Source organism: Caulobacter sp. 05T431 (assembly GCF_056665975.1).
Window position 1 is genome coordinate 1 of sequence record NZ_JBFTKU010000001.1, and the last position, 14,888, is coordinate 14,888.

16 protein-coding genes are annotated in these 14,888 nt (G+C 70.3%); 4 read left to right on the forward strand and 12 right to left on the reverse strand.

Translation table 11 applies throughout. The features are described from left to right. Positions 1–249 precede the first annotated feature (249 nt). Together AC1U89_RS00005 and AC1U89_RS00010 are read left to right on the forward strand one after the other, a co-directional pair. Complete coding sequence (locus AC1U89_RS00005) at positions 250–777, forward strand: thioredoxin family protein (RefSeq protein WP_479897590.1); 528 nt, start codon at positions 250–252, stop codon at positions 775–777. A 93-nt stretch (positions 778–870) separates the two neighbouring features. Further along, on the forward strand, positions 871–1,377 hold the full coding sequence (locus AC1U89_RS00010) for a thioredoxin family protein (protein ID WP_479897591.1): 507 nt from the start codon (positions 871–873) through the stop codon (positions 1,375–1,377). 1 nt (position 1,378) lies between these two features. On the opposite strand, the gene AC1U89_RS00015 is transcribed toward AC1U89_RS00010, so the two are convergent. Together AC1U89_RS00015 and AC1U89_RS00020 are read right to left on the reverse strand one after the other, a co-directional pair. Beyond that, on the reverse strand, positions 1,379–2,227 hold the full coding sequence (locus AC1U89_RS00015; protein WP_479897592.1) for a C40 family peptidase: 849 nt from the start codon (positions 2,225–2,227) through the stop codon (positions 1,379–1,381). Continuing rightward, positions 2,224–3,645 carry a leucyl aminopeptidase family protein gene (locus AC1U89_RS00020; RefSeq protein ID WP_479897593.1) on the reverse strand — a complete coding sequence of 474 codons (1,422 nt, stop codon included), beginning with the start codon at positions 3,643–3,645 and terminating at the stop codon, positions 2,224–2,226. The genes AC1U89_RS00015 and AC1U89_RS00020 overlap by 4 nt, the downstream gene beginning before the upstream one ends. Before the next feature lie 97 nt (positions 3,646–3,742). On the opposite strand from AC1U89_RS00020, the gene AC1U89_RS00025 reads away from it, so the two are divergent. Next, positions 3,743–4,588, forward strand: coding sequence for a tetratricopeptide repeat protein (locus AC1U89_RS00025; protein WP_479897594.1), 846 nt, complete (start codon positions 3,743–3,745; stop codon positions 4,586–4,588). 10 nt (positions 4,589–4,598) lie between these two features. Continuing rightward, positions 4,599–5,096: a DUF2199 domain-containing protein gene (locus AC1U89_RS00030; RefSeq protein WP_479897595.1), complete on the forward strand. Its 498-nt coding sequence runs from the start codon at positions 4,599–4,601 to the stop codon at positions 5,094–5,096. A gap of 61 nt (positions 5,097–5,157) precedes the next feature. On the opposite strand, the gene AC1U89_RS00035 is transcribed toward AC1U89_RS00030, so the two are convergent. From AC1U89_RS00035 to AC1U89_RS00080, 10 genes are all read right to left on the reverse strand, one after another. Then, positions 5,158–6,129, reverse strand: a complete 972-nt coding sequence (locus tag AC1U89_RS00035) for a type II secretion system F family protein (protein WP_479897596.1) — start codon at positions 6,127–6,129, stop codon at positions 5,158–5,160. Positions 6,130–6,141: 12 nt separating this feature from the next. Further along, complete coding sequence (locus tag AC1U89_RS00040) at positions 6,142–7,119, reverse strand: type II secretion system F family protein (RefSeq protein ID WP_479897597.1); 978 nt, start codon at positions 7,117–7,119, stop codon at positions 6,142–6,144. Positions 7,120–7,123: 4 nt separating this feature from the next. After that, positions 7,124–8,638 carry a TadA family conjugal transfer-associated ATPase gene (locus AC1U89_RS00045; RefSeq protein WP_479897598.1) on the reverse strand — a complete coding sequence of 505 codons (1,515 nt, stop codon included), beginning with the start codon at positions 8,636–8,638 and terminating at the stop codon, positions 7,124–7,126. 3 nt (positions 8,639–8,641) lie between these two features. Then, positions 8,642–10,207 carry a CpaE/TadZ family protein gene (locus tag AC1U89_RS00050; RefSeq protein WP_479897599.1) on the reverse strand — a complete coding sequence of 522 codons (1,566 nt, stop codon included), beginning with the start codon at positions 10,205–10,207 and terminating at the stop codon, positions 8,642–8,644. Continuing rightward, positions 10,207–10,905, reverse strand: a complete 699-nt coding sequence (locus tag AC1U89_RS00055) for a CpaD family pilus assembly protein (RefSeq protein WP_479897600.1) — start codon at positions 10,903–10,905, stop codon at positions 10,207–10,209. Before AC1U89_RS00055 ends, AC1U89_RS00050 begins: the two co-directional genes overlap by 1 nt. A 10-nt stretch (positions 10,906–10,915) precedes the next feature. Next, the gene (locus AC1U89_RS00060; protein WP_479897601.1) at positions 10,916–12,574 is read right to left on the reverse strand and encodes a type II and III secretion system protein family protein; all 1,659 of its coding nucleotides are present in this window, start codon (positions 12,572–12,574) and stop codon (positions 10,916–10,918) included. Next, positions 12,571–13,452 (reverse strand): Flp pilus assembly protein CpaB, encoded by an 882-nt coding sequence (cpaB, locus tag AC1U89_RS00065; protein WP_479897602.1) that lies wholly within the window; start codon positions 13,450–13,452, stop codon positions 12,571–12,573. The genes AC1U89_RS00060 and cpaB overlap by 4 nt, the downstream gene beginning before the upstream one ends. A 193-nt stretch (positions 13,453–13,645) precedes the next feature. Beyond that, the gene (locus AC1U89_RS00070) at positions 13,646–14,158 is read right to left on the reverse strand and encodes an A24 family peptidase (protein ID WP_479897603.1); all 513 of its coding nucleotides are present in this window, start codon (positions 14,156–14,158) and stop codon (positions 13,646–13,648) included. A gap of 114 nt (positions 14,159–14,272) precedes the next feature. After that, the gene (locus AC1U89_RS00075; protein ID WP_479897604.1) at positions 14,273–14,443 is read right to left on the reverse strand and encodes a Flp family type IVb pilin; all 171 of its coding nucleotides are present in this window, start codon (positions 14,441–14,443) and stop codon (positions 14,273–14,275) included. Positions 14,444–14,522: 79 nt separating this feature from the next. After that, positions 14,523–14,702, reverse strand: coding sequence for a Flp family type IVb pilin (locus tag AC1U89_RS00080; protein WP_029908916.1), 180 nt, complete (start codon positions 14,700–14,702; stop codon positions 14,523–14,525). Positions 14,703–14,888 lie beyond the last annotated feature (186 nt).

The following is a 14,888-nucleotide window of genomic DNA, read 5'->3' on the forward strand; positions in this document are numbered from 1 at the left end:
GCCGCGGCTCCCGCCGCTGGGGCTCCGGCCGCCGGCGCGCCGGCCACCCCGGCCCCGGCCGCCGCCAAGTCCTGATCGACCTCGGCTCCGAAGATCAAAGGCCGCGAAGTTCGCTTCGCGGCCTTTTTCTTGCCCGCGACGCAGGCGCCCAGGCCCGGTGGAAGCGCCCGCAGCAAAGCTGTCTTGCCGCGTTTTCCCATTCCGTGAGTAGAGTATCGAACCGTACCGCTTCACCGGAACCGTTCGACCATGACGCCTCGCCTGCTGGCCCCCGTCGCCCTTGGCGCCGCCCTCGCCGCGCTGATGATCGCCGCCCCCGTCTCGGCGTTCGCCGCCAAGGCCCCGACCGTGGCGCTGAAGTCGCTGGCCGACCTGCCCACGCCCCTGCCCTATCCCTATGACGAGAAGGCCGACGCCGAGGCCGACGTCGCCAAGGCGATCAAGACCGCCAAGGCCAAGCACAAGCTGGTGCTGATCGACCTGGGCGGCAACTGGTGCGGCGACTGCCGGGTGTTCGCCGGCATGATCGAGCAGCCCGACCTCAAGGCCTTCGTCGACAAGCATTACGAGGTCGTGACGGTCAATGTCGGCCGCTACGACCACAACATGCAGATCCCGGCCCGCTACGGGATCGACAAGCTCAAGGGCGTGCCGACCTTCCTGGTGGTCGACACCAAGGGCAAGCTGGTCAACCCCGACGCCCTGTTCGCCCTGACCGACGCCCGCCACATGACGCCGCAGTCGCTGGCGGACTGGCTGGCCCAGTGGCCGAAATAGACGGTTTCCACGATCCGGCGCCGGGCGGCTGTTCGACCGCCCGGTCGCACGCTATAGGCGAAGGCGACAAGCTTAGCCGTTAGGTGGATTCCGATGCGTACGATTGCCGTTCTGGCCGCGATGGCCTTCCTCGCCGCGCCCGTCGCGAGCCTCGCGGCCCCGGCGCCGAAGGTCGGGATCCGCAGCACCGCCCAGTTGAAGACGCCCCTGCCCTATCCCTATGACGAGAAGGCCGACGCCGACGCTCAGGTCGACGCCGCCGCCCGGCGCGCCAAGGCCGCGCACAAGCTGCTGCTGATCGATCTGGGCGGCAACTGGTGCCCCGACTGCCGCATCCTGGCCGGCGTCATGCAGCTGCCCGAGGTCGCCGCCTTCGTCGACCAGCACTACGAGGTGGTCACGGTCGATGTCGGCCGCTTCGACCGCAACACCCAGATCCCCGCGCGCTACGGGATCACCGAGGTCGAGGGCGTGCCCGCCCTGCTGATCGTCGACGAGACCGGCAAGCTTCTGAACCGCAAGGAGCTGATCGACGTCACCGACGACCACCACAAGCGTCCGCAGCAGATGGTCGACTGGCTGGCCAAGTGGACGAACTAGGCTAGGGCCTCCGCCACCCCGTCACCGGACCGCCGCCCGCCGCCTCGACGCGAGCGATCGCCTCGGCCAGGGGCTCGGCGGCCACCGCCATGTGGTGGGCGTTAGCGTGCAGGATGGTGTCGGGATCCAGCAGGATCGCCACGTGGCCCCTCCAGAACACCAGGTCGCCGCGCCGCCGCTCGGGCTCGGCGATGGGCGCGAAAAAGGCCAGCTGCATGTCGGTGTCGCGCGGGACCGCCCGACCGCAGGCCGCCAGGGCCTGCTGGATCAGGCCCGAGCAGTCCAGGCCCAGCGATTCGCGCCCGCCCCACTGGTAGGGCGCGCCCAGATAGCCTTCGGCCACCGCCACATAGTCGGTCAGGGCCACGCCCACCGGCGCCAGGTGGGCGGCGACGAACCAGCCCGTGCCCTCGCCCTTGGCGAAGCGGCCCTCGACAGCCTCGATCGTGGTCAGGGCGTTCAGCGAATAGAGCCCCGTCGGCCGTGACTTGATGTTCGGCTCGCTGAAGGCGTAGGTGCGCGGGACGGCCACCTGGTGGGTGGCCGGTTCGCCCGGGGCGGCCCCAGGGGCCTCGAGGTCGGCCTGGGCCACGAAGCCCACATAGCCGTCGCGCCCCGCCTGGCCCCAGGCGAAGCCGTCCTGCACGTCCAGCACCCGGAACAGCTCGCCGAACAGCAGCTGGTCCCACTGCTCGGCCCTAGGGTCGGGCGCCTTGCGCAGGGCGGCGGTCGGGACCGCCACGCGGCGCACGGTCGGGGCCGCGTAGCGCTCTGCGGCGACCAGGCCCTGCAGGTCGAGGTCGGCCAGGTCGGGCCGGGCCAGGGTCACCCGGGAATCGAAGCCGCTCATGCGTCGGCCTTCGGGAAACGCGATTTCAGCATGCCGTACAGCCCCCGGATCACCTGGGCCTCGCCGCCGGACGCGAAGCCCGGCCGCGCCTTGGGATTCCAGGCGAAGATGTCGAAGTGCGCCCACGCGCCCGTGGTCGGGGCGAAGCGCTGCAGGAACAGGGCCGCCGTCATCGAGCCGGCCTGGGCCCAGGCGTCGGGATCGTTCTTGAGGTCGGCGATGTCGCTCTCGACCGCCTCGCGATAGCCGTCCCACAGGGGCATGCGCCAGACCGGGTCGGAGGCGTTGCGCGCGCCCTCCTCGATCTCCAGGGCCAGGTCGTCGTCGGGCGTGTAGAAGGGGATCACCTGCGGCCCCAGGGCGACGCGGGCCGCCCCGGTCAGGGTGGCCAGGTCGATCGTCAGCGCCGGCTCCAGCTCGGCGGCGCGGGCCAGGGCGTCGGCCAGGATCAGCCGCCCCTCGGCGTCGGTGTTGCCGACCTCGACGGTCAGGCCCGCGCGGGTGCCCAGCACGTCGCCGGGCCGCATGGCGTCACCGGCGATGGCGTTCTCGACCACCGGGACCAGCACGGTCAGGGCCACGGGCAGGCCCGCCGCCATCACCATCCGGCCCAGGGCCAGGGCGTGGGCGGCGCCGCCCATGTCCTTCTTCATCAACCGCATGCCCGACGAAGGCTTGATGTCCAGCCCGCCGGTGTCGAACACCACGCCCTTACCGACCAACACCAGGCGCGGATGGGCCGGATCGCCCCAGGTCAGTTCCAGCATGCGCGGCGCACGGGCCGGGACGGCGGCGCGGCCCACGGCGTGGACGGCCGGATAGTTCCGCTCCAGCAGGTCGTCGCCCACCACCACGTCCAGGGTCGCGCCGTGGCGCTCGGCGATCTCGCGGGCGATGGTCTCGATCTGCAACGGCCCCATGTCGTTGGCCGGGGTGTTGACCATGTCGCGGGCCAGGGCGCAGGCGTGGGCGACGGCGTGGATCTCGTCCAGGTCGACGTTTTCGTCCGCGACCAGTCGTCGCGGCTCGCCGCGGTCCTTGGACCGATAGCGGTCGAACCGGTAGGCGCCCAGAGCGAAGGCCAGGGCGATCTGGCCGGGCTCCAGGCCCTCCGGGGTCCAGTCCAGGCGATAGTCGCCGGCCGGCAGGCGGCTCGGCAGGGCGCGGAACAGCATGGCCTCGGCCTTGTCGCGCGTCCCCAGCCCCAGCAGCACGCGGTCCACGGCCCCTTGCGGCGTCGGGAGAACCAGCACCTGGCCGGCCTTGGCCTTGAACTCCTCCAGGGCCACGAAGCCCTTCACGAAGCTGGGCCGCGCCGCGACGAAGGCGTCCAGCTGGTCCTCGTACAGGCAGTGGATGGGCGTCGGCGCGCCGTCCTCCGGGGAGCGGGACGAGGAGGCGATGATCGGTTCCGACATGGGCGCGCCCCTAAGCGAACAGGCAGGTGGAAATTATGCTTAACGATTCCTTGAGGCCCGCGCGCGAGGATGCGGGACCGTCGGGAGATTCCTCTTCATGTGTCGCAAGCGCGCGCTCCTCGCAACCGTTCTCGCCCCCGTTGTCGCCCCCATGATCGTTGGCGTCCTCGCCGCGGCCCCGGTCCAGGCCGCCGACAAGCGGGCCAAGGACGCGCCGCAGTCCGCCCCGGCCGCCGCCGCGCCCCAGGCGCCGCGCAAGGCCACCCCGGCCGAGCGGGCCGAGGCGCAGCGCGCCGATCCGCTGACCCGCATGGCCTTCTGGTCCACCGAGCTGGAGCGCGACGGCCGCGACATCGACGCGGGCGTGGGCCTGTCCCAGGCCCTGCGCGCCCTGGGCCGCTACGACGAGGCCGCCGACACGGCGGCCGGCATCCTGATCTTCGCCCCCGACAGCTATGACGCCCTGATGGAATCGGCGCGGGCCAACGTGGCGCGCGGCCAGGGCTTCTACGCCATCGAGCCGGGCCGCAAGGCCGCCGCCCTGCAGCCGCGCGACTGGCGCCCCCTGTCGCTGCTGGGCGTGGCCTACGAGCAGGCCAAGCGCGACGACGAGGCCCTGGCGGCCCACCGCCAGGCCGTGGCCCTGGCTCCGAGCGAGGCCGTGCCGCTGAGCAACCTGGCCATGCACCTGGCCTCGACCGGCGACCTGAAGGGCGCCGAGACCGCCCTGCGCCAGGCCGCCGCCCTGCCCACCGCCACCATCCAGGTCCGCCAGAACCTGGCCCTGGTCGTCGGCCTGCAAGGCCGCATGGACGAGGCCGAGAAGCTGGCCCGCCAGGACCTGCCGCCCGAGTCGGTCGACAACAACCTGGCCTGGCTGCGCGCCGCCACCGGCCAGGAGAGCGCGACGCGCTCGTGGAGCGCGGTGAAGGCGGGCGGGTAGGGCCGCTTCCATGGACGACCATTTCGTCTGCGGCATCTGCGGCGAGACCCATGCCGGCCTCACCACGGACTGGGCGTACACGCTTCCCGACGAGGTATGGGCGCTGCCCGAGTCGGAGCGAGCGGCCCGTGCGAAATACGACTCCGACCTTTGCCTGCTGGACGACCGCCATTTCATCCGCTGCGTCTTGCCGGTTCCGTTGGTCGGGCAAGAGGGCGCCTTTTGCTGGGGCGCGTGGGCGGAGGTCGAGCGATCGACCTTCTATCGATACCTTGAACTCTACGAGGTGGACGGCTCGGACGAGCCCCCCCATGACGGGACGCTCGCGAACGCGCTGTCTGTCTATGGCCGCACGACGGGCGTGCCGGTGCTCATCCAGTTTGGCGATCCAACCCAGCGTCCGATCCTGAGCACTCGACCGGACGACCAAAGCCCGCTGGCCCAGGAGCAACGTCTCGGCATCGACGAGGCGCGTCATCACGAGATCGTGGCGCGCCTTCGAGGCTAGCCGTTCCGTCGATCCAACCTTTGAACGATCCGCGCGGGGCCGTGCTGGCCCTCGCCCAGCCCTACCGCTGCTTCAGCACGTCCTGGATCTTGATGATCGCCGGACCCATGATCACGATGAACAGCACGGGCAGGAAGAACAGGATCATCGGCACGGTCAGCTTGGCCGGCAGGGCCGAGGCCTTCTTCTCGGCGGCCGACAGGCGCAGTTCGCGGTTCTCCTTGGCCATCACCCGCAGGGCCGCGCCCAGCGGCGTGCCGTAGCGCTCGGCCTGGATCATGGCCGTGGCCACCGACTTGATGCCGGGGTGGTTGGTCCGGCGGGCCAGGCCCTCATAGGCCAGGCGCCGTTCGGGCAGGTAGCTGAGCTCGGCGGTCAGCAGGCCCAGCTCCTCGGCCAGCTCGATCGAGGCCGAGCCGACCTCGGACCCGACCTTGGCGATGGCCGCCTCGATCGACATGCCGCTTTCGACGCAGATCAGCATCAGGTCCAGGGCGTCCGGAAACGCCTGGACGATCGACTCGCGGCGCTTCTGGGCGATGTTGGAGATGTAGAGGTTGGGCGCGTAGTAGCCGGCCCCCAGGGCGAAGACGCAGGCGGCGATCTTCTGCATGGCCAGCAGGCCGAAGTCGTTGATCAGATAGAGGTAGAACGCCACCACCACCGCGAAGGCGAACGGCATGACGAAGCGGAAGAAATAGAAGGTCGAGACCGGCTTGGGCCCCCGGAAGCCGGCCTGGGCCAGCTTGTCGACGACCTTGGGATCCTCCAGCAGCTTGGACAGCTGCAGGCGGTCGACGACGTTCTTGTACATCCCCTCGTCGACGTGGCGCAGGCTGCCGCCGCCCTTCTGGGACAGGGCCTCTCGCGAGCGGCGGCGCAGCTCCTCGCGGCGGTTGGCCACCGACTTCAGCCGGCCCTCCAGGCCGTTGCTGCTCATCATCGGCGCGGCCAGGGTGACGATGGTGGCGAACACCACGATCGCGATGAAGGCGCTGAACAGGGTCTGGGGGTTGGTGAGCAGATCGATCATGGCCGCCCTCCCCTAGAACTTGAAATTGATCATCTTGCGCATCACGAAGATGCCGCACGACATCCAGCAGGCGGCGACCATCAGCATGATCCGGCCGCGCGGATCACTGAACATCGGCGCCATGTAGGCCGGGGCGGTGATCGAGATCATCGCCGCCACGCCGGGCGGCAGGCAGCCGATGATGAAGGCCGACGACACGGCCTCGGCCGACAGGGCCTTGATCTTCTCGGCCATCAGCTTGCGGGCCCGCAGCACCGTCGACAGGTTGCCCAGGGCCTCGGCCAGGTTGCCGCCCGTCTTGGACTGGATGGTCAGGACGATGGTGAAGAAGCGCAGCTCGTTGGTCGGCATGCGCTCGTACATGCGGTCCAGGGCTTGGTCCATCGACATGCCCATGCCGGTGTTCTCGGTCAGCATGCGGAATTCGCCGGCCAGGGGCTCGGGGCACTCGGTGCCGATCATCCGCAGGCAGTCGTGGACCGGCAGGCCCGACTTGATGCCGCGCACGATGATGTCGATGGCGTCCGAGAAGGCCTCGGTGAACTTCTTGGTGCGGGCCTTGGCCATCATGCCGATGACCCAGCGCGGCAGGCCGAAGCCGGCGGCGAAGGCCGCGCCCAGGGCGACGATCGGCATCTGGCGCAGCAGCAGCAGCACCAGGCCGACCAGCACGCCGACCACGCCGCTGATGATCCAGAACATCTGGACGTTGTCGCCCAGGCCGGCGGCGCGCAGGCGCGCGGCGATGGTCAGGGACGCCTTCTTCTTCTGCTGGTCCTGTTCCTTCAGGGTCTTCAGCAGCTGCTTGCGGCGGGCGTCGGGGGTGTTGGCGGCGGCCTTGGCGCGAGMGGCCACGGCCTGGCGGTCGCCGGCGATCAGCTGGGCGCGCTTGACGGTCTTGGCCGAGGCGCCGCCGCCCCCGCCGGCCAGGACGAAGCCCAGTCCCGCGATGGTGATGAAGCCGAGGACGGCGGCCAGGATGATCAGCATGGCCCTATTCCGCCGCGTCGAGGGCTTCGGCCAGCTCGCGCTCCAGGCCGTAATAGCGGGCGCGGTCCCAGAAGCGGGGTCGGCCGATGCCGGTCGAGCGGTGCTTGCCCAGCACCCGGCCCTCGGCGTCCTCGCCGTTCATCTCGTAGACGAACAGGTCCTGGGTGACGATCACGTCGCCTTCCAGCCCGACCACCTCGGTGATGTGGGTGATGCGACGCGAGCCGTCGCGCAGGCGGGCGGCCTGGACGATGACGTCGACCGAGCCGACGATCATCTCCTTGATGGTCTTCGAGGGCAGGCCGTAGCCGCCCATGGTGATCATCGACTCGATCCGGCTGATCGCCTCGCGCGGGCTGTTGGCGTGCAGCGTGCCCATCGAGCCGTCGTGGCCGGTGTTCATGGCCTGCAGCAGGTCGAACGCCTCGGGGCCCCGGACTTCGCCGACGATGATCCGCTCGGGACGCATCCGCAGGCAGTTCTTGACCAGGTCGCGCATGGTCACCGCGCCCTGGCCTTCCAGGTTGGGCGGCCGGGTTTCCAGACGCACCACGTGCGGCTGCTGCAGCTGCAGTTCGGCCGCGTCCTCGCAGGTCACCACCCGTTCGGTCGGGTCGATGAAGGCGGTCATGGTGTTGAGCAGGGTGGTCTTGCCCGAGCCGGTGCCGCCCGAGATGACGATGTTGCAGCGGCAGGCGCCGATGACGCCCAGCACGCGGGCCCCTTCCGGGCTGATCGACGCGAAGTCGACCAGGTTCTTCATCGTCAGCTTGTCCTTCTTGAACTTCCGGATGGTCAGGGTGGGACCGTCCAGGGCCAAGGGCGGGGCGATGACGTTGACGCGGCTGCCGTCGGGCAGGCGGGCGTCGCAGATCGGCGAGCTCTCGTCGACCCGGCGGCCCACCTGGCTGACRATCCGCTGGCAGATGTTCATCAGCTGGAGATTGTCGCGGAAGCGCACGTTGGTGAGCTGGACCTTGCCGCCCACTTCGATGAACACCCGGTGCGCGCCGTTGACCATGATGTCGGCGATGTCGTCGCGGGCCAGCAGCGGCTCCAGCGGGCCGTAGCCGAGGACGTCGTTGATGATGTCCTGGACCAGGTGCTCCTGCTCGGACACCGACATCGAGACGTTCTTGATCGCCACCAGCTCGGCGACGATGTCGCGGATCTCCTCGGCCGCCGCCTTCAGGTCCAGCTGGGCCAGCTGGGAAAGGTCGATGGTGTTCAGAAGCGCGTTGAAGATCGTGGTCTTGGTGGCGTGGTAGTAGTCGCTCTGCTCGCGGACCACGTTGGCGGTCGGCGGCGCGCCCTGGGCGGCGCGCAATTKCTCGAGCCCGTTGGTGGGCTTGGGGCCGGCGGCCTTGGGGGGCGCCGCGGCCTTGGCGGGCGCGGGCGCGGCCGGCTCGGCGCCGGGATCGACGCGCTGCGGGCGCGTGGCGATGGCCGGCCCGTCGTTGGAGACGGGCGGCGGCGCCTGCTCGGTCCGAACGGCGGCCTGGTCGCGCTTGCCGAACATGCCCTACTTCTTCTTGAACAGGCTGGAGAGGATGGACGTCTTCTGGGTCGCCGGCGGTTCGCGGCGGCTGATCAGCCGCGCCAGGTGGTCGATGCCCTCGGCCGCCTTCGACTTGGGCGCCACCTCGGCGACCATCTGGCCGTTGTTGGCGGCCATGCCGAAGGGCTTGGGATCGAACGGCAGCACCAGGGACGGCGTCAGGCCCAGGGCCTCGCCGAAGTCCTTGACCGGGATCTCGGGACGGCCGGGCACGCCCACCTGGTTCAGCACCAGGCGCGGCGGGGCGTCGTTCGGACGGGCCTGGCGGACCAGGTCGACGATGTTCTTGGCGTTGCGCAGGCTGGCCAGGTCGGGCGTGGCCACCACGACCAGGTCGTCGCTGCCGATCAGCACCTGGCGGGTCCAGGCGCTCCAGCTGTGCGGCAGGTCCAGCACCACGAACGGCGCGACGCCGCGGATCTTCTGGGTCACTTCCTCGAAGGCGTCGGACGGGATCTCGTAGTCCTGGTCCAGGGCGCCGGGCGCGGCGAACAGCGACAGGCGGTCGCCGCAGCGGACCATCATGCGGTCCATCAGCACCGGGTCCAGGCGGTCGGGCTGGGTCAGGGCGTCCAGCACGCCCTGCAGCGGGTCCTGGTTGAAGTCGAGGCCGGCCGTGCCGAACGGCAGGTCCAGGTCGACCATCACGGTGGCGGCCTGCACGCGCTCGGCCATCGACCAGGCGAAGTTGTGGGCCAGGGTCGAGGACCCGACGCCGCCCTTGGCGCCGACGAAGGCKATCTGCCGGCCGACGAACGGCGCGGACGGGTCGGCATAGAGGCTGGAGACCGCGCGGATGATCTGCAGCGGCCCCTGGGGCTGGGTGATGTACTCGCTGACCCCGCGCCGCATCAGCTCGCGATAGAGGGCGATGTCGTTGGTCTGGCCGATGACCACGACCTTGGTGCCCGGGTCGCAGACCTGGGCCAGGCCGTCCAGCAGGGCCAGCATGCGCGGCGCGGCGTCCAGGCTCTCGACCAGCACCAGCGAGGGCGTCGACTGGTTCTGGTAGTAGTCGACCGCGGCTTCCAGGCCGCCGGGACGGGCGACGGTCGAGGCGCGGGCCATGCGGCGGTCGGCCGAGGCGGCCTCGACCAGGGCCACGGTCTCGGACCGGGCGCAGAAGGCGTGAATGGTGATGCGCGGCACGGCCGCCTCGCCCATGTCGGCGTCGGCGGCGGCGAGCACCTCCTGCACCATGGCCTGGGTCGAGCCGACCGGATGGACGGTCGGGGCCACCGGCTCGGCGGCCTCGATCGGCACGTCGCGGACGGCGGTCGGCGCGGGGGCCTGAGCGGCGGCCGGAGCCGGCTGCGGCGTGTAGGGCGGCGCAGAGGGCGGCAGGTCGGCGAATGGGGCCGAGGCGCCTTCGCTGGGCCGAACGGGCGGGAAGTCGGCGAACGGGTCGTCGGCCCCCGCGCGCGGCGCGGGTGCGGGTGCGGCGCGCCAGGGATCGCCGCCCGCCAGGGCGAAGTCGTCGTCGGCCTCGAAACCCAGGTCGAAGGGGTCGTGATCGTTCCGCCCGGCCATCAGTTGACGGCCTTCGAGACGACGCCGTTGGACTGTTCGTCCTTGGCCGACGAGGTGACCTCGCCCTTGCGGTACTTGTCGAGCACGGTCGCGCGGCGGCCGGAGTCGATCGGCGTCTCGTTGCGCGGGCTCAGCAGGTCTTCGGGATTGGCCACCTGGGCGGCCATGTTGGCGGTCACCGCGCAGCCGAAGTTCTCGTAGGCGGTGTTGTTGCGCGTGGCGGTGATGTTCTCCCAGCCGCCGCATTGCGGGACCTGGGCGGTGAAGCGCAGGAAGCCGACCTTCAGCGGCGCGCCCGGCGCGCCGGCGGCGTCATAGCCGGTCACCCGCACCGAGGCCGGGGGCGCGCCCATGGAGATCAGGTGCTGGCGCGCGGCCATCGCCATGCGGCCGGCCACCTCGCCGCCCGTGCCGCCGATCGGGGCGGCGACCACGATCTCGCGCGCCTCGGCCGAAAGCCAGCGGCCCACCAGCCCGTCCAGGGCCTGGGTCTGGGCGGCCGACAGCCCCTCGGCGTGCGGCGCCAGCAGCACCTCGTCCGGATGCGAGTCGACGTGGACCCGATCGTTCCACTGCGAGGTCTCGGTGCGCGGCGGGACGGCCGTCTCGGGCTCGACGCCATGCGAGGCGCAGGCCGACAACAGGGCCAGGACCAGGCCCGCGGCGGTCAGGTTCGGAAGAAGATGGGGTCGCGTCATGTCCGCGTTCTCACTCGATCACGTAGCCGACGGGGCCCTGGTAAGCGCGCCCGTTGTTCGCGCCGGCCGGCGCCTTGACCACCTTGTTCAGCCGGCCCAGCAGGACGGTGCTCATGTCGCTCGCGGTCTGCAGGCCGTCGGCCGGGGTCTGCAGGTTCTGCGGCTTGGTCGGGTCGACGATGTAGGGGGTGATGATCACCACCAGCTCGGTCTCGCCGTTCTGGTAGTCGCGCGACCGGAACAGCGCGCCCAGGATCGGCAGGTTGGTCATGCCCGGCAGGGCGTCGATGTTCTGCTTGGTCTGCTGCTGCAGCAGGCCGGCGATCATCAGCGAACCGCCCGACGGCAGCTCGACCGTCGTCTCGGCCCGGCGCACCGTCAGGCCCGGCACCACTAGGCTGGAGCCGCCGGTGGACGAGGCCAGGGTGAAGGCCCCCGCGCTGCTCAGCTCCGAGACCTCGGTCGACAGCTTCAGCGAGATGCGGCCGCCCGACAGCACGACCGGCGTATAGCCCAGGCCCACGCCGTAGGGCTTGAACTCGATGCTGACCCGACCGGCGGTGTCCATGCCCGTCGGCACCGGGAACTCGCCGCCGACCAGGAACTTGCCCGCCTCGCCCGACACCACGGTCAGGTTGGGCTCGGCCAGGGTGCGCACCAGGCCCACGCGTTCGAAGGCCTGGATCATGCCCTTGCCCGAGTTCAGGCCCGCGCTGCCGGCGGTGTCCTTGACCGTCGCCGTGTTGCCGTTGACCACCTTGATCGGGTTGCCGTTGGAATCGACGGAGTCGAAGATCGTCGAGTGGACGACCTGGTAGCAGGTGCCGGTGACGCCGGCGGCGCAGGGCACCACCATCTGCGGCTGCTTGGTGGTGTCGCGGGCCCAGCCGCCGACGACGCCGCCCAGCAGGCTGTTGTTGACGCCGTAGGTCGGGGTGAAGCCGAACTTGTACTGGGTCTCGCCCAGCTGACCCAGCACCACKCTGGAATCGACGCCCAGCTGCTTGATCATGTTGCGCTGGACCTCGACGACCCGGACCTTGAGCATCACCTGGTCCTTGCCGGCGATGGTCAGCATGTTCAGGACGTTCTCGGGCTTCTCGACGAACTTGGCGGCGATCTGCGAGGCCACGCCGGTCTCGTTGGCGTCGGCGACCGAGCCCGTCAGGATCACGCTGTCGCGGATGGCCTGCACCTGGATGTGGGCGTTGGGCAGCACGCGGTGCAGGGTGTCCTCCAGAGCGGTGGAGTCCTGCTCGACCCGGATGGCCAGGCTCAGGATCTTGCGGCCCGAAGCGTCGAAGAACACCGCGTCGGTCGAGCCCAGGGCCATGCCCAGCACATAGATGCGGCGCGGACCGCGCAGCACCGCGTCAGCCACGGCCGGGTTGGTCACCAGCATGTCGCGCACGTCGACGGGCAGCTCGATGATCGCCGACTTGCCGCGCGACAGCGACAGGTTCTGGGCGCCCGAGGCGGTCAGGTCGATGCGCAGCACCTGGTCGGCGGGCGCGGCCAGGGCCTGCGTCTCGACCGGGCGGGGCGCGGCGGCCCGGGGCTGGGTCGCGTAGAAATGGGTGCCGGCCGCCGGGCCGTCGGCCAGGGCGGCGGTCGTCGGCGCCAGCGCCAGGAGCGCCGCGAACGAGGCGGAGAGGAGCCGGCGGATCATGGGCGGACCGAGATGCTGGAGGTCTGGCCGCCGCGGTTGATGCGGACGACCGAGGAGTCTGGCGGAGCGACGGCGCCCGAGGGGCCGCCCAGGTCGGTGTAGGCGCGCAGGGTCAGGGTCACCGGACCGCTCGCCTTGGCGCGGGACAGGGCCTCGGCCTCGACCGGGCCGACCTCGAGGGTGGCGGTGGAGGCGACGATGGTCTTGGCGTCCTTCTTCTCGGCCGCCGTGGTCTGGTCCAGGGCCAGGACCCGGACGTTCTGGATGACGGTCTCGGCGACGACCTGCTTGCCGCCGCCATCGCCCTCGCCGACGGTCGTCTGCTCGTGGGTCTGGATGACGTCGACGCGGTCGCCCGGCAGGATGAAGCCGCCGACGGCGGTCTCGGAGGTGACCGGCACGGCCATGGCCCGCTTGCCTGGGCCCAGGACCACCGACAGGTAGCCGCCTTCACCGCCGCGCACGATCTTGCGGGCCGTGATGGGTTCGCCGGACAGGATCGGGTCGCGCACGATCGCGCCCTCGACGGCCTTTTCCGGGCTGACGCCGCCGATCATCTCGGCCGCGTCGCCGACCGCCTTGGCGGCCTTGGCGGCGACCTTGGTCGGAACGGGCTCGGCCGCGCCGTTGGTGATGAAGGCGGCGTTGATGGTGTCCGAGGGCCAGGCCTGCCAGGCGACGTCGGCGGCGGTCAGGCGGTCGCCGATGGCCAGGTCGCGCTTGGCGACCAGGACCTGGGTCATGGGCTTGGCGGCCGGAGCGGCCTCGACGACGGGCGCCGGCGCGGGCTTGCCGCCCATCGCCTTCTGCATGACCACGGCCAGGCCGATGGCCGCGACGGCGGCGACCAGGACGATCATGACGCGAAGAGGATTCATGCGGACGGGCTCTGGCGACGGGAATACAGGTCGGGGCGAGCCGCCTTCAGGCGATCACGCGCAAATCGTCGAACGGCCCTTCTGGCCGCTTCGCACACTCGCGCGACCATGGTTAACAGCGGCTAAAGGCTCAGCTCCGAAAGGCGGGGCCGAGGGCGCGACAGGCTGACGCGGGGCGCCGGTCGCCGAAGACCTAGGCGCCGACCGCCAGGGTCAGGGCGCCTTGCGGGAAGGCCATCAGGGCGCCGACCGCGATGGCCACGCCGTAGGGGATGTCGCCGTCCTTGGCGCCCAGCTTGCGGACCCAGGGCGGGCTGCCGGCCAGGACCGGCTCGAACCAGCCCGAACGCAGGCTCAGCAGGCCCAGGGTCAGGGCGCCGCCGGCCAGGGCGGTGACCAGCATGAACGGCCCGGCGGCGGGCCAGCCCAGCCACAGGACCGCGGCCGCGAACAGCTTGGCGTCGCCGCCGCCGATCCAGCCGGCCGCGAACATGCCCATGCCGACCAGCAGGGCGGCCAGGCCGGCCGCCAGGCAAAGGCCCAGGGTCGCCAGCGAGGCGCCGCTGATCAGGGCCACCGGCGCGAACGCGGCGATCAGGACCAGGGAGATCCAGTTGGGGATCGTGTAGCTGGTGGCGTCCTTCAGCCCGGCCACGACGACCAGGGCGGGGAAGACGAGCAGCAGGGCGAACTGAAGGGTCTGCATGGCGGCCTTGCCGTTTCAATCGGCGCCAGCTTGCGCCCGATCGCGTGAAGCAATGGTTTCCCGCGCGGCGAAAATCCCGCCGCGAGGCTGCAAGATCGAAAGGTCCGGCGAAGCCTAGCCGGCCTTGAAGATGTCGGCGCCCTTCTGGAAGGCGTCCTTCACGTGGCCGCCCATCACGCCGACCACGCCGACGATCACCACGGCGATCATGGTGGCCATCAGGGCGTATTCGATGGAGGTGGCGCMGGAGTCGTCCTTCACGAAGCGAATTGCGAACTGCCGCATGGCTGGGTTCCCGATCAGGAAGGGGAAAAAAAAGGCCCCGGCATTGCTGCCGAGGCCCTCTTTTTCGAGCGGTAGCGGATTACGAGGCCGAAGCGCCCGTGACCGCGTCGTCGGCCTTCTTGAAGGCGTCCTTCAGGTGGCCGCCCAGGGTGCTGACGATCGTGGCGATCACGACGGCGATCAGGGCGACGATCAGGCCGTACTCGATGGCGGTGGCGCCGGATTCGTCCTTCAGGAAGCGGGTGACAAACTTCGACATGGTGGATCTCCTGGTCAGTAAGTGGATCTGGGCTCTCAAGCCGTGTCGACTTGCTCACCCCCGAAAACACGATCAATTTCGCCCAGCTCGCTTAATGGCCAGTAAACACCGGATAGTTTCGCGAATTTTTTCGATGGTTTATTTTAGTTTACCATTATTTTCTTTTAACTATGCCATAATGCAACA

Bases quoted from the DNA above. Each gene is read 5' to 3' on its own strand.
- AC1U89_RS00005 (WP_479897590.1), top strand. From the start codon at position 250: ATGACGCCTCGCCTGCTGGCCCCCGTCGCCCTTGGCGCCGCCCTCGCC.
- cpaB (WP_479897602.1), bottom strand. From the start codon at position 13,452: ATGAATCCTCTTCGCGTCATGATCGTCCTGGTCGCCGCCGTCGCGGCC.
- AC1U89_RS00070 (WP_479897603.1), bottom strand. From the start codon at position 14,158: ATGCAGACCCTTCAGTTCGCCCTGCTGCTCGTCTTCCCCGCCCTGGTC.
- AC1U89_RS00015 (WP_479897592.1), bottom strand. From the start codon at position 2,227: ATGAGCGGCTTCGATTCCCGGGTGACCCTGGCCCGGCCCGACCTGGCC.
- AC1U89_RS00020 (WP_479897593.1), bottom strand. From the start codon at position 3,645: ATGTCGGAACCGATCATCGCCTCCTCGTCCCGCTCCCCGGAGGACGGC.
- AC1U89_RS00035 (WP_479897596.1), bottom strand. From the start codon at position 6,129: ATGATCGATCTGCTCACCAACCCCCAGACCCTGTTCAGCGCCTTCATC.
- AC1U89_RS00080 (WP_029908916.1), bottom strand. From the start codon at position 14,702: ATGTCGAAGTTTGTCACCCGCTTCCTGAAGGACGAATCCGGCGCCACC.
- AC1U89_RS00055 (WP_479897600.1), bottom strand. From the start codon at position 10,905: ATGACGCGACCCCATCTTCTTCCGAACCTGACCGCCGCGGGCCTGGTC.
- AC1U89_RS00010 (WP_479897591.1), top strand. From the start codon at position 871: ATGCGTACGATTGCCGTTCTGGCCGCGATGGCCTTCCTCGCCGCGCCC.
- AC1U89_RS00025 (WP_479897594.1), top strand. From the start codon at position 3,743: ATGTGTCGCAAGCGCGCGCTCCTCGCAACCGTTCTCGCCCCCGTTGTC.
- AC1U89_RS00030 (WP_479897595.1), top strand. From the start codon at position 4,599: ATGGACGACCATTTCGTCTGCGGCATCTGCGGCGAGACCCATGCCGGC.